Source organism: Marinomonas epiphytica (genome assembly GCF_054780655.1).
The window spans coordinates 43,928-67,180 of the sequence record NZ_BAAGVX010000039.1 but is presented as its reverse complement, the minus strand read 5'-3'; the positions used below and the strand labels follow the sequence as shown (position 1 = coordinate 67,180).

The following is a 23,253-nucleotide window of genomic DNA, read 5'->3' as shown; positions in this document are numbered from 1 at the left end:
AATTATGATAAACGAAATTTTAAAAGACGCTGAAGAGCGCATGAGTAAAGCGGTTTCGTCTGTAGAATCAGCATTCAAAAAAATTCGTACCGGACGAGCGCACCCGAGTATTTTGGACTCAGTAAAAGTGAATTATTACGGCTCTGATACACCGCTTAGTCAGGTTGCTAATATCACGGTAGAAGATGCCCGTACCCTAGGGGTTTCTCCATGGGAGAGTAACCTTGTTCCTGAAATCGAAAAAGCCATCATGAAGTCAGATCTTGGTTTGAATCCAGCTACAAATGGTAACCTTATCCGCATTCCAATGCCTGCGTTAACAGAAGAGACTCGCCGTAACTATTTCAAGCAAGCTAAAAGCGAAGCGGAAAACGGTCGTATCGCTATTCGTAACATACGCCGTGATGCAAATGGCAACTTAAAGGACCTAGTAAAAGAAAAAGAGATTTCTGAAGACGAAGAACGTCGTGGTCAAGATCAAGTGCAAAAAGTAACTGATAAGTTTGTTGCGCAAGTAGAAGAGCGTCTTGCTGCGAAAGAAAAAGACTTAATGGAAATTTAATGAAGAAGACGAGTTAGAGGGGGCTCCCTCTGGCTCGTTTTTTTTATTCTATAGGGTAATACTATGTCTGATCTGGCATCTATAGGGGATGATACACTTCCTGTGCCTGCTCATATTGCCATTATTATGGATGGTAATAATCGCTGGGCTAAGAAAAAACATCTACCGAGTATCGCTGGGCACACTGCGGGAGCAGGGGCGGTGCGCAGAACCGTTGAGGCTGCCGCGAAGGCGGGTGTTAAAGTGCTTACCTTGTTTGCGTTTTCGAGCGAGAATTGGACTCGTCCCAAGGTAGAAGTTGACGCCTTGATGAGTCTCTTTATGCGCTCTTTAAAAAAAGAACAAAAGCGTCTAAGTGAGTATGGTATACGCTTGCAGGTGATGGGCGATGTCGGTGGTTTTAGTCCCGCTTTGCAGCAACAGATTGCCAAGGTTGAAGAGGCCACAAAAGATAACTCTGGCATGGTGTTGGTGATTGCGGCAAATTATGGCGGTCGATGGGACATAGCTCAAGCGGCTCAAAAATTGGCCCAAAAAGTGGCTCTCGGTGAAATTCAAGCGGAAGACATAAATGAAACCCTGCTCGCAGAGCAAATGTGTTTAGCTGACCTCCCCTCGCCTGATTTACTTATTCGAACCTCAGGTGAAGAGCGAATCAGTAATTTTATGTTGTGGCAGACAGCCTACTCAGAATTTGTATTTCTTCCTGTGTTATGGCCAGATTTTGATCAGTCTCATTTTGATCAGGCTTTACAAAAATTTTGGTCTCGTCAACGACGATTTGGTGGACGATAAATCATGTTACTACCCCGTATCCTAAGTGCCATCGTAATGGCTGTACTATTCATCTGTGCTGTTTTTGTTTTGGATGAGTTGAATTTTGTATTGGCCATTGTTGCTGTGGTGTTGGTTGCGGGATGGGAGTGGGCTCGTCTTGCTGGTGTCGTGTCGCAGTTAGGGCGTTGTCTCTATGGTATGGTTATTGGTGGCACCTGTTTGGTGTTATTAAACACAGGAATAGCTTCGATCAGTTTGTACATTGCGCCTTTGCTTTGGTTGCTTGCTCTTTACTGGGTAACTCAATATCCAAGTTTGCTGGTTTGGCAACATGCCTTAGTGCGCTTGTTTTTTGGTGCCGCTGTGCTAGTGACCACATGGGCCGCATTGGCTGTACTTAGACAATCGGATCTTTTTGTTGTTTGGGTGCTCTTGCTGATGGGGCTGATCTGGGGGGCCGATTCCGGAGCTTATTTTGCAGGCAAACTATTTGGCAAAAGAAAATTAGCGAAGCATGTCAGTCCTGGTAAATCATGGGAAGGCGTGATTGGCGGAATTGTCTTAACTCAGCTAGGTGTCGCCTTGTTTGCTTCGCTAACCAGTGTGAGTGTGCAGTGGCCTATATTGGCTGTTATTGCGCTTGTGACCGCCTCTGTTTCTGTATTGGGTGATCTAACAGAAAGCTTGTTTAAACGACATGAAGGCGTAAAAGACTCCAGTCAGCTGATTCCTGGTCATGGCGGTGTCATGGATCGCGTAGATAGCCTAACAGCCGCAGCGCCATTATTTGTACTTATGATGAATCTAGTTGGGTGGTTGTAATGCAAGGAGTTTGTATTCTCGGTGCAACAGGTTCCATAGGCCAAAGCACCCTAGACATCATTGCGCAGCATCCTGATAAATTCACGCTGGTAAGTGCGTCGGCTCATTCTAATGTTGAGAAAATGGCCGCTATATGTGAGCAATTTAGGCCTCAGCGAGTGGTTATGGGCTCAGAGCAAGCCAGTCATGCGCTGCAAGTTTTATGTGGTGATTTGCCCATTTCATTTGAGTGGGGCGATGAGGCTCTTGATAGCATTGCCGCAGATGAACAAGTAGACCAGTTAATGGCCGCTATTATGGGGTTTGCCGGATTGCGACCGACCCTGGCAGGTATCCGTGCTGGTAAGCGTATATTGTTGGCGAATAAAGAATCGCTAGTCACAGCCGGTAAACTCTTTATGGACGAGGTGAAAGCCCATAACGCCTGCTTGTTGCCAATTGACAGTGAGCACAATGCGATTTACCAAAGTCTGCCTCAAAACGAAGTAGGGGCCCATAAGCGCGATGTTGCTAAAGTGATCTTAACGGCTTCAGGTGGGCCATTTCGTACTTGGTCACTAGAAGAAATGGCAACAGTCACTCCTGAGCAAGCTTGCCAGCACCCCAATTGGTCAATGGGCCAAAAAATTTCTATTGATTCCGCTTCATTAATGAATAAAGGGTTAGAGTTAATCGAAGCCTGTTGGTTATTTGATGTTACCCCTGATGAGGTAGAGGTCGTTGTTCATCCTGAAAGCATTATTCATTCTATGGTGTCGTATGTAGATGGTTCTGTTATCTCGCAAATGGGTAACCCAGATATGAAGATTCCCATTGCGTATGGAATGACATGGCCAGATCGAGTCACCACTCAGGTGCCTGCCTTAGATTTGGTAAAGGTGTCGCAACTGAATTTTGAAGCCCCAGATTTGCAACGCTTTCCAAACCTTGCTTTGGCTGCACAAGCTTGGACTCTTGGTGGTACCGCAATGGCTGCTCTAAATGCTGCTAATGAAGTGGCAGTCGCTGCTTTTCTAAAGCAAGAAATTGCTTTCTTACAAATTGCCACTGTTAACGCTAAGGTTTTGGCGTTACATGATGTGCAACCTGTCGACTCATTAGATCGTGTTTTCGAAGCGGATCAATCTGCGCGTCAATTAGCTCAATCAATTATTGCGGAAGGGAACTTGTCGTGATCCAGAGTATTCTTTCTATCGTCGTAGCCTTAGGTGTTCTGATTACTTTTCATGAGTTTGGTCATTACTATATTGCACGCCGTTGTGGCGTTAAAGTGCTGCGCTTTTCGGTTGGTTTCGGAAAGCCTATCTACCGTTATGTCAATAAAGCTGGAACAGAGTTTACTCTTGCTCTTATTCCTCTAGGTGGCTATGTCCGTATGTTGGACGAGCGTGAAGCAGAGGTACCTGAGGCGTTAAAGCCTCAAGCCTTCAACAATAAGACTGTTTGGCAACGTATTGCGATTGTGGCGGCTGGGCCCTTGGCCAATTTCCTTCTCGCGATTGCTATTTATGCAATTGTTGCACTGATGGGAATTCAGTCTCTTGCACCTAAAGTTGGCCAAATCCTTGACCACTCTCCAATATCTCAAACACAGATTCAAGCTGGCGATGAGCTGGTTTCCATTGACGGAGAGAAAGTTTATTCATGGGAAGATGTAAATTTAGTGTTAGCGAGCTTGATTGGAAAAAGTGAAGCTATTAATGTTCGTTATCAGGCTTCTAATGTCAGTGGTTTGATAGAGGACGACGTACAGCTAGAGCGTTGGTTAGTTGGGCAAGAGCCGAGTAATTTAATTCAAGCTTTTGGTATTTCCCCATGGCAACCTGAGCTGGTTCCTGTGATTGCCAGAGTGGTGGAGAATGGAGCGGCTGCAAAAGCAGGCTTTTTAGCTGGGGATACCGTTCTCGCTATTGACTCTAAGGTCGTGAGGAACTGGTCAGAAGTGGTTGCTCGCGTGCAACAAAGTCCTCAACAGACTTTGTCTGTTAGGGTGCTAAGAGAAGGCTCAGAAAGGGAGTTATTGCTTGTTCCCCTGGTTACGGAACGTGATGGTAGGGAAATCGGGTATGCTGGTTTGGCTGTGGTTCCTCCTCAGTGGGACGAAAGCCTGGTTAGAGAACGCAACTACGGCCTAATTGAGTCTGTTGTTTATGGTATAAATCAAACCTGGCGGATGGTTTCATTAACTGTATCCTCTGTTGTAAAAATGGTTCAAGGTTTTATCTCTGTTGATAACCTGTCTGGGCCTATTACTATTGCGAAAGTGGCCAGTGCTTCTGCGGAGTCTGGGGTGCAGCCGTTTTTGAAATTTATGGCTTATTTAAGTGTGAGCCTTGGTGTGCTGAATTTATTGCCCATTCCAATGTTAGATGGTGGGCATTTATTATTTTTTGGTATTGAAGCGGTGCGCCGTAAACCTGTTTCTGAAAAAGTGCAGGGGTTGGCTTACCGAATTGGTGCTTCGTTATTGTTTGCTTTAATGGCTATCGCCATATTTAACGATATTGCCCGCTTGTAGAGAGGTATATGTGAAGTTTGTTTCAGCGCTGTTGGTTGCTTTGGTAAGTGCGCAATGTTTGGCAGAAAATGTAAAAGATGTACGTATTGATGGCTTGGTGCAAATGCCATCAGAGCGAGCTTTCGATATTATTGGTTTTCAACAGGGGCAAGAGTATGACTCTGGCAACGTCTATCAAGCCATTAATGGTCTGTTTGAAACAGGCTACTTTAGTAACGTTGATGTCTATGAAGACAATGACTTACTCATTTTTGATGTGACTGAGCGCCCTTCAATTGGTTTACTAACCATTGAAGGTAATGATTTGATTAGTACAGAGGATCTAGAACGAGGCTTGAAGCTTTCTGGACTTGAGCAAGGGGAAATTTATCAGCCCCAGACATTAAACCAAATAGAGCAAGAGTTGCAGCGTCAATACTTTGCCCTTGGCCGTTATAGTGCGAAGGTCAATTTGCAACTTGAAGAAATGCCTCGTAATCGAGTGGCCATTACCTTGGATATTGATGAAGGTGAAACGGCTAAAATTGTCCATATCAATATAGTGGGTAATAACAGTTTCCCTGATGAAGAGCTTACTAAAGACTTTGAGTCAGGAACAGGGTCCTGGAATCCATTTAGTTCAGCTGATGAATATGCTAAAGCGAAAATTGACGGGGATATCGGAAAGTTAAGAAGCTTTTATCTGGATCGCGGTTATCTTGATTTTAATGTCGTTTCTAGTCAGGTGAGCTTGTCGCCTAACAAAGAAAATGTATATGTTGTTATTAATGTCGATGAAGGAGAGGTATACCACATAAATGATGTATCGTTGAGTGGTAGTTTACCGATAACAGAAGATAGAATTTGGCAACATATTGACCAAAAAGCAGGGGATGTCTTTTCTCGCAGTCAGGTGACCGAGATCATTGAGAATGTCTCTACCGAGCTAGGTGACAGCGGATACCTATTTGCTAACGTTAATGTTATTCCAAATAAGCACGACGATCTTAGTGTGGACCTAAGTTATCAGATTGCCCCTGGTCCTAAGGTCTATGTGCGCCGTATTAATTTTAGTGGTAACAGCGAAACCCAAGATGAAGTGTTGCGTCGTGAAATGACCCAGTTTGAAGGGGCGTTGGCGAGCCATTCAGATATTCAAGCCTCTAAACGTGGTATAGAACGTTTAGGCTTCTTCGCCAGTGTTGATTTACGAACTCGCCCTGTGCCAGGGACAACCGATCAAGTAGATCTAGATGTGGTTGTACAAGAACAGGCTTCAGGCAGTATTCAGGCTAGTGTAGGGTATTCACAAGAAGACGGCACGGTTTTAGGTTTTGGTGTGTCCAAGCGAAACTTCTTAGGGACAGGTAATAAGCTTTCTTTCAATGCTTCGCGTTCAGATTCCTCAGAAGATTACTCCATTTCTTATGACAACCCCTATTTCACGGTAGACGGGGTAAGTCGTGGTGTGCAGGCTTTTTACCAAACCAGTAACCATGACGACGATGATGTGGAAGATTACGACCTTGATCGCATCGGTGTAGGCTTATCTTATGGCTACCCAATTTCGAGTACCCAACGATTAACCTTTGGCGTTACAGTAAAAGAAACTACGGTAAATCTTGGCTATGACCCTTCTAATGAAACCAGCGATTATGTTGAGACGAATGGCAATAATTATGATGACATTATTGCATCATTAACTTGGAGTGATAACGATTTAATTGGTGGTATCTTGCCAACCAATGGTTATTCAACAAGTGCTAGCTTACAGGTCGCTACCCCTGCAGGTGATCAGCAATATGCAAAATTAGGATTAACCTCTCAACGTTATTGGAATATTCGTAATTCTAATTTATGGCTATTCCGCTTGAAGACCCGTTTAGGCTATGGCACTGGCTATGGCGACACAGATGCTTTACCTTTCTTTGAAAACTACTTTGCTGGTGGTTCGCAAAGTGTAAGAGGGTTTGAATCTTCTTCGTTAGGGCCGCAGAATTCATATGACGATGATGATACAGACACTTCTGCTCTTGGTGGTAATATACTGATTACAGGAACCGCAGAATTAATCTTCCCATTACCCATGGTGGAAGATCATAACTCTGTTCGAACCTCATTGTTCTTAGATGCTGGTAACGTCTTTACAGACCACTGTTTCACCGGGAATGAAAATTGTGAGGAAGGTGTGGATTTAGGTGAGATTCGTTACAGCGTTGGACTAAGCTGGACTTGGATCACGCCTGTTGCTCCTCTGTCCTTTAATTTCGCTCGACCGATTAATGATAAAGAAGGCGACAGTACTGATTTCTTCCAATTTCAGTTAGGTACTACTTTTTAATTAAACTATTATAAACAAGGATATAACATGAAAAAGCTTTACGCCGCGTTTATTTGCTTACTGTTAATCGGTAGTGTACAAGCAACAGAAGTGGCTGTTGTGGATTTCGAAAGAGCTTTATGGAGTAGTAAAATAGGTCAACCCATTGTTGAAGATTTGCAAATGCAAGAAACGACAATAGAGGGTGCGGCGAAAGACTTTCAGCAGAAACTAGCGGCCATGAAAGAAGAAGCTGACCGTAATGCGTTAACCATGAGTGCGGAAGACAAGCAAAAGAGTCAAACTGCTTTTAATTACGCAAGAGATAACTACTCAAAACAGCTTCAAAGAATGCGCCAAGCTCTTGCTCAAGATAAGCAAAAAGCGCTGAGATCTTTGTTACCTCAAGGTGAAGCCGCTTTAAAGGCATTAATAGAAGCTCAAGGTTTAGATTTAGTGCTGAATCGTCAAGTCAGTATTTATGCTGGTGCTAATGTCGATATTACGAATGAGCTAGTAAAACAAATTAACAAGGATAACTGATTGTATGGGTTATAGTTTGGCAGAGCTGGCAAGTAAGGTTCAGGGGGAAGTATATGGTGACCCTCAATGGATGATTGAAAGCTTAGGTACACTACAGTCAGCTGATGCTAAACAATTAAGTTTTTTAGCTAACCCTAAATATGCAAGCCAGCTTGCCACATCTTCAGCAGGTGCTGTCTTAGTCAAATCCTTAGATCTTGCTAAACAAACCAATAATGCCATTGTTGTGGCTAACCCCTATCTGGCCTTCGCTCAGCTTACCCAGCTTTACCTTCCCACTACTGTTTGTTGGCAGGGAATTCATGACTCGGCAGTGATTTCCTCCAGCGCGAGCATTGGTGAGCAGGTAGTCATCGGCCCAAACGTTGTAATAGACGACGATGTTGTTATTGGTGCAGGTTCTACCATTGGTGCTGGTTGTGTCCTTTCGCGGGGGAGTCAAATTGGAGAAGGGTGTCAGCTTTATCCTAACGTTACCCTTTATCACGATGTTTGTGTGGGGAGGCAGTGCATTGTCCACAGTGGTGCGGTGATTGGCGCCGACGGCTTTGGTTTCGCCCCCCAATCAAATGGTTGGCAGAAGATTCACCAACTGGGTTCTGTGACCATTGGCGACCAAGTGGAAATCGGCGCGAATACCACCATTGACCGTGGCGCGATCGAAAATACCCAAATTGGCAATGGGGTCAAAATTGATAATCAAGTTCAAATTGCTCATAACGTCATAATTGGGGATAATAGCGCTATTGCGGGTGGTGTTTTAATAGCGGGTAGTGTTGAGATAGGGCAGTTTTGCACTATTGCTGGCGGTGTTGGTATTGCTGGTCATCTATCTTTAACAGACCGAGTGCATGTCACCGCTTTAAGTCTTATTAGTCATTCAATTACTGAGCCTGGATCTTATTCTTCGGGTACGGGAATGGAACCAAGCTCAAAGTGGCGCCGCACTGTGGCTCGCTTACGCCGCATAGACGAAACAGCGAAACAAGTTTTGCAATTAAAAAAGCAAGTTAATAAGTTATTAGATAAGGTTGAAATTAAATGATGGACGTAAAGGAAATTCGCCAATACTTACCCCACAGGTACCCGTTTTTATTGGTTGACCGTGTGACAGAACTTAACATTAGTGAGTCCATCGTTGCGTACAAAAATGTTACGGTAAATGAGCCTTTTTTCAATGGTCACTTTCCAGATCACCCAGTAATGCCTGGTGTACTAATTATTGAGGCAATGGCACAGGCTGCGGGAATCCTAGGTTTTAAAACAATGGATAAGACGCCTCAAGACGGATCTATTTATTATTTTGTCGGTTCTGATAACCTACGTTTTAAGCGTCCTGTTGTACCAGGTGATAAATTACAACTGGAAGCTAAAATTTTGACTGAAAAGCGCGGTATTTGGAAGTTCGAATGTAAAGCGACCGTAGACGGTGAGCTTGCTTGTTCCGCAACTATTTTGTGTGCAGACAGGAAAGTATAGTGGCAATACACCCAACAGCTATTGTTGATCCAAAGGCTGAAATCGACCCCAGTGTCGAGATAGGCCCTTTTTCGGTGATCGGCCCTGATGTGCGCATTGGGGCTAACACCAAGGTAAAATCTCATGTGGTGATAAACGGCCATACTGAGATAGGTGCACATAATGAAATTTATCAGTTTGCTTCGGTTGGAGAAGCAAACCAAGATAAAAAGTACAAAGGTGAGCCAACAAAATTGGTTGTTGGTGATCATAATGTCATTCGCGAAAACGCCACTATCCATCGCGGTACCATTCAAGATCAAGGGGTGACTCGCATTGGTAGTCACAACTTATTTATGGCCAGCACCCATGTAGGCCATGACTGTATAGTCGGCGACCATAATATTTTGGCCAACTATGTGGCTTTAGCTGGCCATGTGAAAGTAGGCAATAATGTTATTTTGGGTGGCTATACGGGGATTCACCAATTTTGCCAAGTAGGCTCATACAGCATGTGTGGTATGGGTTCTATGGTGTCGAAAGATGTGCCTATGTTCATTATGGTATCGGGTAATCCATCTAAAGCTCATGGCATGAACTTTGAGGGAATGCGCCGCCGTGGTGTACCTAATGAGGTGATTAAAGCGCTACGACAGGCTTATAAAACCGTTTATCTGAAGAGCTTAACGCTCGAAGCATCTTTAGAAAGTATTGAGCAAAGTGATATCTATCAAGTGTCTGAAGTAGAGAGCTTTGTCGCTTCTATCAGACGTTCAACGCGCGGTATCATTCGCTAATAGGTGTTATCTAGCACCGCCAATTTATAGAAACCTCGTCATTGTTCGGGGTTTTTTTATTAGAGATTTCCACTATGAGTACAATGCTAGCCCCTAGATATGTCTTGGTGGCAGGGGAAGCGTCCGGTGATATTCTAGGCGCTAACCTTATGGCCTCCATCAAAGCCATGCAACCCGACGCTATTTTTGAAGGCATTGGTGGCCCATTAATGGCCGCTCAAGGTCTAGTTAGTCGTGTGCCAATGGATCGTTTGTCAGTGATGGGGCTGGTAGAAGTACTTGGGCGCTTAAGAGAGTTACTTGGTATTCGTAAAAGCCTTCTACAAGACTGTCTTAAAAATCCTCCCAATGCTTTTATTGGTATTGACTCTCCTGATTTTAATTTGCCACTTGCACGTAAATTAAAACAAGCTGGCATCCCTACCGTTCATTATGTCAGCCCATCTGTGTGGGCTTGGCGTCAAAAACGTATTTTTAAAATTAAAAAGTCAGTAGATCTCATGCTGGCACTGTTTCCATTTGAAATGCCCATTTATCAGCAACATGGTATCCCTGTGGTTTGTGTTGGGCATACCTTAGCAGATGAAATTCCTTTAGAAAGTGATGTAGACAAAGCGCGACAAAGTTTGGGGTTAAGTGCATTAGAGGAGCCTGTTTTCGCTATTCTACCCGGTTCACGAGAAGGCGAAGTTTCTCGGCTTGCCCCTTTATTCGCTGATACCATGGTGCAGATCAAAAATAAGCTTCCAAATGCGAGTTTTTTAATCCCTGCAGCGAACCCAGAGCGGCAGCAGCAAATAGAAAGTATTCTGGCTGAGAAAGGGGTTCAGGCATGTTTAATTGCTGGCCAGTCTCGTACTGTGATGGCTGCTGCCGATGCCGTATTGCTAGCATCTGGCACGGCGGCCTTGGAAACCATGCTGGTAAAAAGACCTATGGTAGTTTCTTATCGAGTCAACAAGCTTACATGGGCTATTATGAAACGTATGATTAAGGTGCCATATGTTTCTTTACCTAATTTACTTTCTAACCAGACTCTCGTGCCAGAGCTTCTTCAGGATGAGGCGACGCCAGAAAACCTTGCCCAGCAACTGGTTGATACTTGGCGAGGTTTTGTGAACGATGACAATATTCAGCAAGAATATTTTGCTCTTCACAAGATGCTAAAAAAAGATGCCGGTAAAGTGGGTGCTCAAGCGATTATTGAGATGCTGGATAACAAGCAAGCGGAGTCGTCATGTTAGAGCCATTTGAAAGTGATATTTATCAAGGCAGTTTGCTCGCTGGGGTCGATGAGGCTGGCAGAGGGCCGCTTGCTGGTGAAGTTGTTGCTGCTGCGGTTATCCTAGATCCTAATCAGCCTATTGATGGACTGGCGGACTCAAAAAAACTGTCTGAAAAAAAACGCTTATTCTTGTTTGATGAAATTAAGCAAAAAGCCTTAGCGTATGGTATTGCCAGTGCCTCCGTGGAAGAAATTGATCAACTTAATATTTTACATGCCAGTATGCTGGCTATGTCTAGAGCTGTGGAACGTTTGACCCCTGTTCCTGAGCATGTGCTGATTGATGGCAATCGACTGCCTCCTCATTTGCCTTGTCCTGGAGAAGCAGTGGTCAAAGGGGATGCGCGGCATCAGGCAATAGCGGCTGCATCCATTTTGGCAAAAGTAACCCGTGATCAAGACATTATAAAAATGTCAGAGAAGTACCCTGATTATGGTTTTGAAAAGCATAAAGGTTATCCGACAGCGGTGCATTTACAGGCCATTAAAACACACGGTATTACTGCTATTCATAGGCGCAGTTTTGGCCCAATTAAAAAGCTCATAGAGGATTAAACTCTTGTCAGCATCATTTATTCATTTACGCGTTCACACCGAGTTTTCGTTGGTGGACGGATTAGTTAAAGTCAAAGGTCTGCTTGGCGCTACCGAAAGTCAGTCTATGCCAGCGGTCGCTATAACTGATGAAAACAATTTATGTGGCTTTGTACGCTTTTATAAAGGCGCAATGGACAAGGGCATCAAACCTATTTGTGGTGCAGATATTGTTCTAGCGGAAGATGAGCACACAGAAAGCCGTACTCGCATGACCTTATTTGCGATGTCGAATAAGGGCTATAAAAATATTATTGAAGTCATTTCCCGTGGTTACCAACTTGGCCAAGTTGAGGGGCGTCCTATTATTCAGCCGCAATGGGTTGAAGAGTGCAGTGAAGATGTCATTGCTTTATCTGGAGCCCAATATGGTGATGTAGGCGTTTTACTGAAAAAAAACAAAACCGCCCAAGCTTCCCAGCGTTTATCCCATTGGATGTCGGTGTTTCCAGATCGTTTTTATGTTGAAGTACAGCGTACCAGCCGCCCAGGGGAAGAGGACTACATTCACGCTGTAGTGCCCATTGCCGCAGAGCTGGGCTGTCCTGTTGTTGCAACCAATGATGTGCGCTTTTTGCAACGAGAAAACTTTGAGGCTCATGAGGCTCGAGTGTGTATTCATGATGGTGTGACACTGGACGATCCTCGCCGTGCTCGGCGCTATTCAGAAGAGCAATATTTTAAAACGGCTGACGAAATGGAAGCCTTGTTTGAAGATCTGCCAGAAGCCATTGAAAACACCGTCGAAATTGCCAAACGCTGCAGTGTTGATGTGTTACTAGGTAAATATTTTTTACCCGATTTTCCTGTGCCGGAAGGCATGACCATGGAAAGCTTTTTTAAGAAGATTTCTTTTGATGGTTTGCAAGAAAGATTTGATTTTCTAGTTAAAAAGTACGGTGATCGAATTGCCCAGAAACGCCAAGAATACTGGGATAGATTAGACTTTGAGCTAGATATTATTAATCAGATGGGGTTTCCTGGCTACTTCCTCATCGTTATGGACTTTATACAATGGGCTAAGGATAACGATATTCCGGTTGGGCCTGGGCGTGGTTCCGGTGCAGGTTCTTTGGTGGCCTATGCCTTAAAAATTACCGACCTTGACCCCCTCGAATACGACCTGCTATTTGAACGCTTCTTGAACCCTGAGCGGGTTTCCATGCCAGACTTTGATATCGATTTCTGTATGGATAACCGTGATAAAGTAATTGATTATGTAGCTCAAACCTATGGTCGTGACGCGGTATCCCAAATTATTACCTTCGGTGCTATGGCGGCTAAAGCGGTAGTGCGAGATGTTGCTCGTGTACAAGGTAAGCCTTATAGCTTAGGAGACAAGCTTTCCAAACTGATTCCCTTTGAAATTGGTATGACCCTTTCGAAAGCTTTGGAAGAAGAGCCTGCTTTGCCTGAGTTCTTAGCCGGTGACGAAGATGCCGCCGAAGTAATGGAAATGGCCATGTCTCTTGAAGGGGTGGTTCGTAACTTTGGTAAACACGCAGGTGGTGTTGTTATTGCACCCACTAAGCTTGTGGACTTTGCCCCTCTTTACTGTGAAGAAGATGGCTCGGGTCTTGTGACCCAATACGATAAAAATGATGTAGAAGAAGCGGGTCTGGTTAAGTTTGACTTTTTGGGCTTAAAAACGCTGACAGTGGTGGATTGGGCGGTGAAAAACATCGACACCATCAATGCCAGAGAAGGTAAGCCCCCTTTGGATATTTCGCTCATCGATCTGGAAGATAAATCCACTTATGACCTATTAAAGCGTGCTGAAACTACTGCGGTATTCCAGCTGGAATCTCGTGGCATGAAAGAGTTGATCAAAAAGCTTTTACCGTCGCGCTTTGAAGATATTATCGCCCTTGTGGCTTTGTATCGTCCTGGCCCGTTAGGGTCAGGCATGGTAGATGACTTTATTAACCGTAAGCATGGCCGTGCCGAGCTGGCTTTCCCGCATTCAGATTACCAACATGAAGATCTCGTACCTGTGTTGGAGCCTACTTACGGGATTATCCTTTATCAAGAACAAGTAATGCAGATCGCTCAGGTGCTTGCAAAATTCTCGCTCGGTGGGGCTGATTTATTACGCCGAGCTATGGGTAAGAAAAAGCCTGAGGTTATGGCTGAGCAGCGCTTGATTTTCATGGAAGGCGCTTTAAAAAATAACGTCGATAAAGATTTATCAGGCAACATCTTTGATCTGATGGAGAAATTCGCAGGTTATGGATTTAACAAATCTCACTCTGCGGCCTATGCACTAGTATCATATCAAACGGCCTGGTTGAAAAATCATTATCCTGCGCCTTTCATGGCGGCAGTATTGTCTGCAGATATGCAGAATACCGACAAAATCGTGATATTCATTGAAGAATGTCGTGATATGAAGCTGGCGTTAGAGCTGCCCAACGTTAATGAGTCTGAGTATAAGTTTGCCGTTAATGCTGAAGGTGCCATTGTGTATGGCCTAGGTGCCATAAAAGGGGTTGGTGAAGGGCCGATAGAGGCCATCGTTGAAGCACGTAAAGATGGACCATTTGAGCATATCTTTGATTTTTGTCAGCGGGTAGGGCGTAAGGTAAATAAGCGTGTAATGGAAGCTCTTGTTCGCTCTGGGGCATTTGATCGTATAGGCCCTAATCGTGCCACTTTATTCGCCTGTATTGATGACGCTTTAAAGCGTGCTGCGCAAGATGCAAAAAGCCAAGATGCCGGAATGATGGACCTCTTTGGTATTGCGGTAGAGGAAAGCACGGAAAACGCCTACGACGAAATAGGAGTTCAGCATGAATGGCCGCCTAGACAAAGACTGGACGGAGAAAAAGACACTCTGGGTCTGTATGTTACTGGTCACCCGATAGACGAGTACGAAAAAGAACTACGCCGCTTTGTGCGCTCTAGAATCGTGGATTTGCAGCCTAAGCGGGGAGATACTCAGGTGATGGCTGGCTTAATTGTGGATCTACGCATTACTAAGAGTAAGAAGGGCGGTAACATTGCTTTTGTGACTCTTGATGATCGCTCTGCACGCATTGAAGTGACAGTATTCCCAGATAATTATGAAAACTTCAAAGACGTAATTGTTAAAGATGAAGTGATCGTCGTGGAGGGTGAAATTAACGTCGACGAGTTCCGTGGTGGTCAGAAAGTGATTGCCCGTAACATGTTTAGTATGCCTCAGGCGCGTATTCGTTATGTGGAGGCCCTGCGTATTAATTGGCAAGCGGATGACGTGCGCCCCGAAGAGATTCAACAGCTTGCGGAACTTATGTCTCCTTTCAAAGGGGATGGCTGTGATGTGGTGATCGGCTTTGATACACCTAAAGCGCAAGGTGATGTAAGATTGGGCACCAGTTGGCGAATTCGCCCAGATGATGAATTAATTCATCAACTTCGGAAACAATACGGTAAACAAAATGTTCAGTTGGTGTATACTTAACACCATTTACAGATTTTAAACGCTCGCGCAGAGCAAGATGAGGCAAAAGGGTTTTGCCTTAGAATTTATGACTATTAAACGGCAGTGAATTGAAACATGAATTTAGACTATCTACCATTTGAACAGCCGATTGCGGAACTTGAGCAAAAAATTGAAGAGTTACGCCTTGTCGGGAACGACAACGAGCTAAATATTAGTGATGAAATTAGCCGTCTGGAAGAGAAGAAAGTTACACTAACTCAAAGCCTATTCAGTAATCTAGGTGCTTGGGAAGTGTCGCAACTTGCGCGTCATCCACGTCGTCCTTATACCCTTGATTACATCGAGCATGCTTTTACCGACTTTGAAGAAATGCACGGTGATCGCCATTATGCTGATGATCGTGCCATTGTTGGTGGTATTGCCCGCATTGATGGCCGTCCTGTCGTTGTGATAGGTCACCAAAAAGGTCGCGAAGTAAAAGAAAAAGTATTGCGTAACTTTGGTATGCCTCGCCCTGAAGGCTATCGTAAAGCGCTACGCATCATGGAAACAGCAGAGCGTTTTAAGCTGCCGATTATTACCTTAATTGACACACCTGGGGCATACCCTGGTATTGGTGCGGAAGAACGTGGTCAAAGTGAAGCGATTGCTTTTAACTTGGCTGCTATGTCGCGCTTGAAAACACCGATTATTTCTACTGTAATCGGCGAAGGTGGTTCTGGTGGGGCATTGGCTATTGGTGTTTGTGATGAACTGATGATGCTTCAATACGGTACCTACTCGGTTATCTCTCCTGAGGGGTGTGCGTCAATTCTTTGGAAGAGTGCAGAAAAAGCGTCTGACGCAGCGAAAGCCATGGGCATTACAGCACCGCGCTTGCAAGAATTGGGTTTTGTAGACAACATTATTCAAGAACCAATGGGTGGTGCACATAACTCCCACGAGCAAATGGCTCAGAGTCTGAAAGAAAATGTCTTGGCGGCACTGGATCGTATGGATGCTCTTTCTGAAGAAGAATTACTTGAGCGTCGCTACAAGCGTCTTATGTCTTACGGACTGTAAGCTTTTCGAGTAACAAAGAGCCTCCTTTATGGGGGCTTTTTTGTTTTGAAAATCATGATTTTAGGGTAATAAATGACGCGAACAGATCGCTTTATGGACGACACCAATGCATTAACCTTTTCTCCTGCCTGGCTTGAGGCTTTGTTTGTCGACGCCGGACGCGTGTGGGTAGGGTTAAGTGGCGGGGTGGATTCCTGTGTTCTGTTACATGCGCTTGTTAATCAAGTCTCCCCACAGCAAAGGCAGCAATTAACCGCGATTCACATACACCATGGGTTGAGTGCTAAGGCGGATGAATGGCTGTTATTTTGTCAGCAGCTTTGCCAAGACTGGGGCGTGGGTTTCGTCGCAGAAAAGGTCTGTTTACAGACGCAAGCCTCCATTGAAGATGCCGCCCGTAAAGCTCGATACGAAGTTTTTGAACAGCATTTAAAGGCTAAGGATGTGCTACTGCTTGCCCATCATCAAGGGGATCAAACCGAAACGGTATTGTTTCGATTAATGCGTGGTACTGGTGGCAAAGGCCTATCTGGCATGCCTGTTGAAAGGTCTCTTGGAGAGACTGGTGCGCGGTTGTTACGGCCATTGCTGTCTGTGAGCAAAGCTCAAATAGAAGGTTATGCAGAACGTTTTGCTTTAAGTTGGGTGGAGGATGACTCCAACTTTGACGAACACTATACGCGCAATTTTTTACGGCAAAGTGTCATTCCTCCGCTTGTCTCCCGCTTTCCCAAAATGCAGGAAAACATTGCCTCAACTGCTCAGCGTATCCAGACCGATTACACCATGCTGGCGCGCTTCGCAGAACAGCAATTAGCAAACTGGTATAACTCACAAGGCGGCTTAATGCTCACTGCAATGGCCGTACGGCCTGCAGAAGAAAGGCAGTTTTGGTTACGCCATTTCTTAGCTCAGCACGATGTTTCCTTGCCCCACCGACAACTGATGAATCTAGATACCATGCTCACCAGTGCTGAGGACAAACAGCCAGAAGTTCTGCTAGCGGATAAACGCTTACAGCGGCATCAAGATTGTTTGTATGTTTTACCACAAGAAAACACGGTAGTGCTTGGTAAGCTAATAGAAGGACAGTGGCTGGCTCGCTCTTTTGATAGCGTAAGAGTATTAGACGCGGCAGACTGCGAGCTTAAAGTACGCCCGCAAGGGGTAAGCATTACCCTCGCCAATGGCAATACTCGCAAATTGAAAAAATGGCTCAATGATCAAAGCATCCCCAGCTGGTGGCGAGAGCATTTACCCTACATCTATCAAGACAACCAACTTATCGCCATCGCCAACCTATGGGCACATCCAGACTGGCAAGGCTCAGTCGAATGGCAACCCTCACCACAACTACCAATCTAAAACGGATAAACACGAACCTTTCCCATATTGGTGGCATTTGAAAATGCTCAAACATACCTGACTTGTTAAAACAAATTGATACCATTTTTTAAACAACCAAACGTAGGGGGCCGTTAGGCCGAAGGCCGTAATGCACCGTTGGGAGCGAAGCTCCCATAACGTAACCAAACACACCATCACCCACCAATGGGCCCGCCTCTACATGCATTTTTAACCAAATTCTGCCACCATTTGAAAATGACACTCCTCCTCGAAACTGCCGCCTACCTCGTTGGAGTGTCATTTTTCAAATCCCTAAACATGCCTGTCTTGTTAAAACTACTGACGAAAATAATACGCACCAAACCGCCAAAACATGCCTGCCCTACCAAATTCTGCCACCATTTGAAAATGGCATCCCTCCTCGCAACTGCCGCCTACCTCGTTGGAATGCCATCTTTCAAATGCTCAAACATGCCTGACTTGTTAAAACAAATTGATACCATATTTTAAACAACCAAACGTAGGGGGCCGTTGGGTCGAAGGCCGTAATGCACCGTTGGGAGCGAAGCTCCCATAAAGCGTATGGGCACTATCGTTCTTTCTGTTTGTCCGTTTCAAATATGTCTGGCTTGTTTGTGAGGTGTCTGTATAAATACACAGTTTATTTTTGTACTTCGTAAGCTCTTACCTGTTTTGCCTAAAAAATAATCACGGATTTGCGCGTTTATACTGGTCGTCAAATAAAAAGTCTTTTAATATCAAGTAATAAAGATTTCCTGCAAAGATATAGTGCGCAGGGAATAAAAGGAATAACGCGCACGCTCATTTTGCCAGTTTTAAAATTTGTGGATAATTTTATAAAACGCTGTGAATTCAATTAGTTATCGAGATATTTAGAGCGTTTTTAAAAAGTGTAAACGGGCGTGCGCACTATTATAATGTTACAACCACTAGAAGACTGAGAATGATCGAGACAATTCTGAAGAAAGGATACTTCCCTAGAGAGCTACCTCCGCCATTTGGTAGTGGTATGTTTTCCGCGCTAATACAGAAAAACATAGCTTCACTTCCAAATGAATATGACTGGACCGGTATGAAAAAGCCAAATTACATCAGTCGACCGACAATATTTAATTTGGCAAGGAATGGTGACCTAAGGAGAAAATTGTCAATTCCTAATCCAGTGAATTCATTCCAACAAGCAAAAGTAGTTGCGGAAAATTGGACAGATCTAGAAGCGCACTATCTAACTAGCAATAAATCACTCAGTCGCCCCGAATTTAGCAAAACACAGGCTAGAGCATTAAATTGGGCAAAAGGATTTGAAGTGGCAAACCTTGAAAGGCTTAGAATAAGAGCTTCTAAACGGTATGTCCTTAAAACAGATATAAGTAAATTCTACCCAACCCTCTATACCCATAGCATACCGTGGGCGCTACACGGAAAACCTGTCGCAAAATCCAAGAGAGCCTTTTCGGACCTTGCTGGCAATAAGTTAGACAGAGTAATTCAAAATGGACAAGACGGACAAACTAAAGGCGTTCCTATTGGTCCAGATATATCCCATGCAATAGCGGAAGTCATATTGACGAATGTTGATTCTTCAATTTCCAGTGAAATTGGTAACAACTATTTCAGATTTATGGATGATTACGAGTTCGCCTTTGACACATATACTGATGCGGAAAGAGCCCTAGCGGTTCTATCCGAGATATTCAACGAATATGAGCTTGATCTATCGTCGGAGAAAACAAGCATACTTAGTTTGCCTCGATTAATTGAGGAGTCATGGGTAACTGATCTGAAGTCTATCGAAATTGGAGCCTCTCAATCGGCTCAACAGAATGGCCTAATTTCTTTATTTAACAAAGCCATTGAACTTCAAGCGAAGGACAGTAGTCAGGCGATAATAAAGTACGCACTCCAGCGAACAACGCAGTGTGAAATCAAAAGTGAAAACTGGGATTTGTATCAGAATATACTGTATAACTTTCTCGTTGCGGAATCTGGCACGATTCCCGTTCTTATAGATATTTTGAAATACCATGAAGATGCAGGTTTTGTAATCAACAAGGATCTGCTCAAAGAAGCTCTTTCGAGAACAATACTGGAGCATGCAGCGAAACTCCATTCTAGTGAGCTTTCTTGGGCTGTTTGGGCTTGCTTGTGCTTTGAAATAAAACTCGATTCTGAAGTCACGAAAGCCCTTTGTCGAGTGAAAGACCCTGTAGTCGCATTAATATGCCTAGATGCAAATAATACGGGTTTGCTACATTCGGATTTCGACGCGTCATTATGGGCATCTATTATGGTGGCTGAGGAATTAAAAGGACCATTTTGGATATTGGCTTATGAAGCTTTGTTCAAAGGCTGGCTGCCCTCGGCAGGCGCTAAGAATTATCTAGATACGCAAAAAGAGTTTAAATTTTTGAAAGATAACAACGTTACTTTTTATAATAAAGATAGGACGTCTACATATAAGGGTGGCTTGAAGCTTAGGGGCAAGAAAAATAGTACCCTCAATGAGCTGTTAGAAAAAACGAAGAATCAAAGTAGCCCTTACTAAAATGTTGTAACAAAGCGCTGCTGTCGGATAAATTTTCCGCTGCGCTCCAAATTTGCCGCAGAGCGCGGCGTTAGGTGTACACATGGATCAAGCACAGGATAAGTACCGAGCGCTTTTAATCGAAATCAAGCGCCGAACAAAAGTTGTAGATGCGTTTATGTCTCAACAAGCGCATGCCATTTTTGTCCCGACGACAATCGAAAGCTCCTGTTTGCAGATTAGAAAAATTCTAGAGCTCGTGGCTTTTGGATCATTGGTAGCAAATTTTGATGAATTTTCCAAACAACATGAGAAATTCTCAAAATACTGGAACGCATCATTAATGCTCAGAGATATGGAGCGAGTTAATCCAGAATTTTATCCTAAACCAATAATTCAGAGGAAAAGCAAAGAGTCGGGCATACATATGAAGTGGGATGATCGGCCCAACGACTATCTGACAAAGGAAAAATTTGTAAAGGTGTACGAGAAATGCGGAGCAATATTACACTCTGACAATCCATTCGGATCAAAAGTGGACTACGACTACTACCAGTCGGCTTTACCAACGTGGCGGAATGAATTGGTAAATCTTCTAAACGCCCATACTATAAAGCTCGTCGGAGATAAAAATCTATACCTTTTCCAGATGGGGGCGGGTGAAAACAACCCGAGTTACAATGCTTTTGCTCCGGTGTAAAATGAAAACACCTAACAAAGCCAGAATAATTAGGGTCAATAATTAGGGGCAGTGTAAAATTTTCTCTTACTCTGTTTTCACAGCCCTTTTAAATATCAAGCCTCCTCTATTATCAAGTGATAGGGGGGCGGGATAAAAAACGTGCAGTGGATACTCTTTAATTTAGGAAAAGTGACGCGTATACGTACTATTGAAGTGCTATATTTTAAGGCGAAAAAATGATCTCTATAGATGATCTTCATCACGACTATTTACTTATATCAAAAATGAAAATGCCGATAAAAAGAAAAGTTAGATTGCTCACCGAATTGTTTGGTCAATATGACGATGGGTGGCGAGTTATTGGTATAACAAAATCAGCACTTCAAAAATTTATTGAATCTGACTTTAAGAGAATTCCAAGAATGGGAATACAGCGTGCTCATATTACTGATAGAGTTAGCACGTATACCTACATGTTTGAAAATGTATTTTATGATGCTGATTCTTGGTGGGAATATCACTTAAAACATGATGAAACTATACTATCTACCTCATCCGAAAATATGTCATCAGCATCTACAGATATAATCTATTTTGATAATAATGACTCGTATTTTAAAGGCTCTGGTTTCTCATGGGGATATAGGAAAAAAGAGCAAGCCTTTCTTAAAGAAATAGCTGGCTTAAATGAATAATAAAATCGGGTCAGTTAGCGTCTTAAATTTGCCTCTGACCTATAGCCCCTTATGATTCCCTAACCAACCCACTGCACAGATCATTGAAGGCTTCTATTGCTTTCGGTAATACTGTTTCTGGTTTATCGCTTGCGGCAACCCAAAGCGCGGTGTTAAGCGCAGCGCCATTTAATAAACTTGATGCGGCTTCTACATCGACATCTTTCAAAACGCCTGTATTCACTAAGCGCTTAACTTTCCCAATAGGATTAACTAGGCCATGCACCTCTAAAAGTCGGTGAATCCGCGGTTTTAGCCATTTTCTAAGGTTTTCTTGGTGATCTTTTCTATACTGAATTCATGTTTTCTCAAGGAAGAGGAAGTGTGCTTATCTGATACCCCTTATTACCATAAGAAATTTCAGGTCATTGTAAAACCTCCCCTTTCCTGCGGTGGCATCCTTTCCGCATCCCGCTGAAGCGGGACTTACAAGGGGAAAGAGGTGTACTTAAAGGCTATACCATTCGGTTTCCCCATCACTAAAATACTCTAAAGACTTATTAATCTTCCTTTTAGTTGCACTCTGACCCACATATTGTGCGTTGGCAGAAATGCACAACATCCTGTAGATGTTTTTATTTTCGAGCTAGACTTGTTCCATATAATGTACAAGTGAGGTGCGACATGAGAATAGTCTCTTTTACTGAAGCGCAAAATGATCTAAAAGCCGTTTTGGACGATGTCATTAACGATGCTGATACTACCATAATCACTCGCCGTGACTCTGAAGATGCTGTTGTAATGTCACTGGATTATTACAACAGCCTCATGGAAACCGTTTATCTACTTCGTTCTCCCGCGAATGCTGAACACTTAAATCGTTCAATTGCACAATTTAAAGCGGCAAAAAACACCGAGCGAGAACTTATTGATGGATAATTCAGGTCAGTATAAAAAACATCCCCTTTCTTACTGTCGGCATCCTTTCTTCTTCCCGCTGAAGCGGAACTTATAAGGTGACGTTAGGGAGCACACCATTGCGGTGACTCAATCTGGCTATGAGGTTTTAACATTGAGAGCCGAGGAGTCGTTATAATCGTTTTTTTTAATGCTAAGGAAAGTACGTGGCTTTCGAACTACTGTTAGGTCTATTGGCATTCTCAACTTCCGTGGTAGCTGCGGTAATTGGTTTTGGTGGAGGTATGCTGCTAATTGCTATCTTGCCTGCCTTTCTCGCCCCAAGTTTGGTGATACCGATTCACGGTATTACCCAGATCGCTAGCAACTCATCTCGTATGGCATTTTCACTAGGCTATGTTCAATGGCGACTTTTTCCAAAATTTTTTATTGGGTCTATGGTTGGTGTTCTGCTGATTGGCTATGTCTTGCTCAGTATACCGACTGACTATGTACCATTATTTATTGGTATCTATATCCTGCTCAACCTTTGGAGTCCTCATTTTTCCCAGCTGTTTAACAAATTTGAAAACTACTATTTGATTGGTGGTCTACAAACTGGTTTGGGGTTAATCGTAGGAGCGACAGGCCCCTTGTCATTATCTGTATTGACCAAACAACTGAAATCGAAAGATGAAATCATAGCAACCAGTTCAATGTTTATGACCATTAGCCACCTTGCTAAGGTGCCCGTTTTCGCTTTAATCACAGAACGTTTAGTAGACAATGGTCTCTTGATCGGAATGATGCTGGTTGGTGCAGTGTTGGGGTCGTTTATTGGAACCAAATTAAGGTTTGCTGCAAATGATCAACTTTGGCGAAAAATCATGAAAGTGCTGCTTAGTCTTTTGGCCATCCGAATGGTCTTAGCTGTGTTTATCTAAGGTAGGCTCAAATCAACGTGTTT

At 43.7% G+C, this 23,253-nt stretch carries 22 protein-coding genes; 20 read left to right on the top strand and 2 right to left on the bottom strand.

The annotated features are described in order from the left end of the window. The first annotated feature begins 4 nt into the window (after window positions 1–4). The 15 genes from frr to tilS all read left to right on the top strand — a co-directional run bounded on the left by frr (window position 5) and on the right by tilS (window position 17,506). Window positions 5–562, top strand: coding sequence for a ribosome recycling factor (gene frr, locus ACYVGZ_RS14785; protein WP_460757252.1), 558 nt, complete (start codon window positions 5–7; stop codon window positions 560–562). A gap of 63 nt (window positions 563–625) precedes the next feature. Further along, the gene (gene uppS / locus ACYVGZ_RS14780) at window positions 626–1,357 is read left to right on the top strand and encodes a polyprenyl diphosphate synthase (RefSeq protein WP_460757249.1); all 732 of its coding nucleotides are present in this window, start codon (window positions 626–628) and stop codon (window positions 1,355–1,357) included. A gap of 3 nt (window positions 1,358–1,360) precedes the next feature. Then, on the top strand, window positions 1,361–2,161 hold the full coding sequence (locus ACYVGZ_RS14775; protein ID WP_460757246.1) for a phosphatidate cytidylyltransferase: 801 nt from the start codon (window positions 1,361–1,363) through the stop codon (window positions 2,159–2,161). Beyond that, the gene (gene ispC / locus ACYVGZ_RS14770) at window positions 2,161–3,336 is read left to right on the top strand and encodes a 1-deoxy-D-xylulose-5-phosphate reductoisomerase (RefSeq protein WP_460757243.1); all 1,176 of its coding nucleotides are present in this window, start codon (window positions 2,161–2,163) and stop codon (window positions 3,334–3,336) included. Before ACYVGZ_RS14775 ends, ispC begins: the two co-directional genes overlap by 1 nt. Beyond that, a complete protein-coding gene (gene rseP / locus ACYVGZ_RS14765; RefSeq protein ID WP_460757240.1) occupies window positions 3,333–4,679 on the top strand; it encodes an RIP metalloprotease RseP in 1,347 nt (448 codons plus the stop codon). Before ispC ends, rseP begins: the two co-directional genes overlap by 4 nt. A 10-nt stretch (window positions 4,680–4,689) precedes the next feature. Beyond that, complete coding sequence (gene bamA, locus ACYVGZ_RS14760) at window positions 4,690–6,999, top strand: outer membrane protein assembly factor BamA (RefSeq protein WP_460757239.1); 2,310 nt, start codon at window positions 4,690–4,692, stop codon at window positions 6,997–6,999. Between the two features lie 27 nt (window positions 7,000–7,026). Then, entirely contained in the window at window positions 7,027–7,521 is a 495-nt protein-coding gene (locus ACYVGZ_RS14755; protein WP_460757236.1) for an OmpH/Skp family outer membrane protein, read from the top strand. Window positions 7,522–7,525: 4 nt separating this feature from the next. Continuing rightward, a complete protein-coding gene (gene lpxD, locus ACYVGZ_RS14750) occupies window positions 7,526–8,566 on the top strand; it encodes a UDP-3-O-(3-hydroxymyristoyl)glucosamine N-acyltransferase (RefSeq protein ID WP_460757233.1) in 1,041 nt (346 codons plus the stop codon). Further along, window positions 8,563–9,000: a 3-hydroxyacyl-ACP dehydratase FabZ gene (fabZ, locus tag ACYVGZ_RS14745; RefSeq protein WP_460757230.1), complete on the top strand. Its 438-nt coding sequence runs from the start codon at window positions 8,563–8,565 to the stop codon at window positions 8,998–9,000. Before lpxD ends, fabZ begins: the two co-directional genes overlap by 4 nt. Continuing rightward, window positions 9,000–9,776, top strand: coding sequence for an acyl-ACP--UDP-N-acetylglucosamine O-acyltransferase (gene lpxA, locus ACYVGZ_RS14740; RefSeq protein ID WP_460757227.1), 777 nt, complete (start codon window positions 9,000–9,002; stop codon window positions 9,774–9,776). The genes fabZ and lpxA overlap by 1 nt, the downstream gene beginning before the upstream one ends. A 74-nt stretch (window positions 9,777–9,850) precedes the next feature. Further along, window positions 9,851–11,020, top strand: coding sequence for a lipid-A-disaccharide synthase (gene lpxB, locus ACYVGZ_RS14735; RefSeq protein WP_460757225.1), 1,170 nt, complete (start codon window positions 9,851–9,853; stop codon window positions 11,018–11,020). Beyond that, complete coding sequence (gene rnhB, locus ACYVGZ_RS14730; RefSeq protein ID WP_460757222.1) at window positions 11,014–11,616, top strand: ribonuclease HII; 603 nt, start codon at window positions 11,014–11,016, stop codon at window positions 11,614–11,616. The genes lpxB and rnhB overlap by 7 nt, the downstream gene beginning before the upstream one ends. A gap of 4 nt (window positions 11,617–11,620) precedes the next feature. Further along, complete coding sequence (gene dnaE, locus ACYVGZ_RS14725) at window positions 11,621–15,097, top strand: DNA polymerase III subunit alpha (protein WP_460757219.1); 3,477 nt, start codon at window positions 11,621–11,623, stop codon at window positions 15,095–15,097. Between the two features lie 96 nt (window positions 15,098–15,193). Next, entirely contained in the window at window positions 15,194–16,141 is a 948-nt protein-coding gene (accA, locus tag ACYVGZ_RS14720) for an acetyl-CoA carboxylase carboxyl transferase subunit alpha (protein ID WP_460757217.1), read from the top strand. A gap of 72 nt (window positions 16,142–16,213) precedes the next feature. Further along, window positions 16,214–17,506 carry a tRNA lysidine(34) synthetase TilS gene (tilS, locus tag ACYVGZ_RS14715; RefSeq protein ID WP_460757214.1) on the top strand — a complete coding sequence of 431 codons (1,293 nt, stop codon included), beginning with the start codon at window positions 16,214–16,216 and terminating at the stop codon, window positions 17,504–17,506. 88 nt (window positions 17,507–17,594) lie between these two features. Here tilS and ACYVGZ_RS14710 read toward each other — a convergent pair whose 3' ends face one another. Next, the gene (locus tag ACYVGZ_RS14710) at window positions 17,595–17,750 is read right to left on the bottom strand and encodes a hypothetical protein (RefSeq protein WP_460757212.1); all 156 of its coding nucleotides are present in this window, start codon (window positions 17,748–17,750) and stop codon (window positions 17,595–17,597) included. A 702-nt stretch (window positions 17,751–18,452) separates the two neighbouring features. Here ACYVGZ_RS14710 and ACYVGZ_RS14705 point away from each other — a divergent pair. The 3 genes from ACYVGZ_RS14705 to ACYVGZ_RS14695 all read left to right on the top strand — a co-directional run bounded on the left by ACYVGZ_RS14705 (window position 18,453) and on the right by ACYVGZ_RS14695 (window position 21,410). Next, window positions 18,453–20,054: an RNA-directed DNA polymerase gene (locus ACYVGZ_RS14705; RefSeq protein WP_460757209.1), complete on the top strand. Its 1,602-nt coding sequence runs from the start codon at window positions 18,453–18,455 to the stop codon at window positions 20,052–20,054. An 82-nt stretch (window positions 20,055–20,136) separates the two neighbouring features. Further along, on the top strand, window positions 20,137–20,733 hold the full coding sequence (locus ACYVGZ_RS14700; RefSeq protein WP_460757206.1) for a hypothetical protein: 597 nt from the start codon (window positions 20,137–20,139) through the stop codon (window positions 20,731–20,733). A gap of 218 nt (window positions 20,734–20,951) precedes the next feature. Then, on the top strand, window positions 20,952–21,410 hold the full coding sequence (locus ACYVGZ_RS14695; RefSeq protein ID WP_460757203.1) for a hypothetical protein: 459 nt from the start codon (window positions 20,952–20,954) through the stop codon (window positions 21,408–21,410). A gap of 49 nt (window positions 21,411–21,459) precedes the next feature. Here the strand turns inward: ACYVGZ_RS14695 and ACYVGZ_RS14690 are convergent, their stop codons facing one another. Continuing rightward, entirely contained in the window at window positions 21,460–21,675 is a 216-nt protein-coding gene (locus tag ACYVGZ_RS14690; RefSeq protein ID WP_460757201.1) for a hypothetical protein, read from the bottom strand. 398 nt (window positions 21,676–22,073) lie between these two features. On the opposite strand from ACYVGZ_RS14690, the gene ACYVGZ_RS14685 reads away from it, so the two are divergent. After that, window positions 22,074–22,328, top strand: coding sequence for a type II toxin-antitoxin system Phd/YefM family antitoxin (locus ACYVGZ_RS14685; RefSeq protein ID WP_460757198.1), 255 nt, complete (start codon window positions 22,074–22,076; stop codon window positions 22,326–22,328). A 185-nt stretch (window positions 22,329–22,513) separates the two neighbouring features. After that, a complete protein-coding gene (locus ACYVGZ_RS14680) occupies window positions 22,514–23,230 on the top strand; it encodes a sulfite exporter TauE/SafE family protein (protein WP_460757196.1) in 717 nt (238 codons plus the stop codon). Window positions 23,231–23,253 lie beyond the last annotated feature (23 nt).

Coding starts and splice junctions, on each gene's coding strand:
- frr (WP_460757252.1), top strand. CDS start 5: ATGATAAACGAAATTTTAAAAGACGCTGAAGAGCGCATGAGTAAAGCG.
- uppS (WP_460757249.1), top strand. CDS start 626: ATGTCTGATCTGGCATCTATAGGGGATGATACACTTCCTGTGCCTGCT.
- ACYVGZ_RS14775 (WP_460757246.1), top strand. CDS start 1,361: ATGTTACTACCCCGTATCCTAAGTGCCATCGTAATGGCTGTACTATTC.
- ispC (WP_460757243.1), top strand. CDS start 2,161: ATGCAAGGAGTTTGTATTCTCGGTGCAACAGGTTCCATAGGCCAAAGC.
- ACYVGZ_RS14755 (WP_460757236.1), top strand. CDS start 7,027: ATGAAAAAGCTTTACGCCGCGTTTATTTGCTTACTGTTAATCGGTAGT.
- lpxD (WP_460757233.1), top strand. CDS start 7,526: ATGGGTTATAGTTTGGCAGAGCTGGCAAGTAAGGTTCAGGGGGAAGTA.
- fabZ (WP_460757230.1), top strand. CDS start 8,563: ATGATGGACGTAAAGGAAATTCGCCAATACTTACCCCACAGGTACCCG.
- lpxB (WP_460757225.1), top strand. CDS start 9,851: ATGAGTACAATGCTAGCCCCTAGATATGTCTTGGTGGCAGGGGAAGCG.
- rnhB (WP_460757222.1), top strand. CDS start 11,014: ATGTTAGAGCCATTTGAAAGTGATATTTATCAAGGCAGTTTGCTCGCT.
- accA (WP_460757217.1), top strand. CDS start 15,194: ATGAATTTAGACTATCTACCATTTGAACAGCCGATTGCGGAACTTGAG.
- tilS (WP_460757214.1), top strand. CDS start 16,214: ATGACGCGAACAGATCGCTTTATGGACGACACCAATGCATTAACCTTT.
- ACYVGZ_RS14705 (WP_460757209.1), top strand. CDS start 18,453: ATGATCGAGACAATTCTGAAGAAAGGATACTTCCCTAGAGAGCTACCT.
- ACYVGZ_RS14700 (WP_460757206.1), top strand. CDS start 20,137: ATGGATCAAGCACAGGATAAGTACCGAGCGCTTTTAATCGAAATCAAG.
- ACYVGZ_RS14695 (WP_460757203.1), top strand. CDS start 20,952: ATGATCTCTATAGATGATCTTCATCACGACTATTTACTTATATCAAAA.
- ACYVGZ_RS14685 (WP_460757198.1), top strand. CDS start 22,074: ATGAGAATAGTCTCTTTTACTGAAGCGCAAAATGATCTAAAAGCCGTT.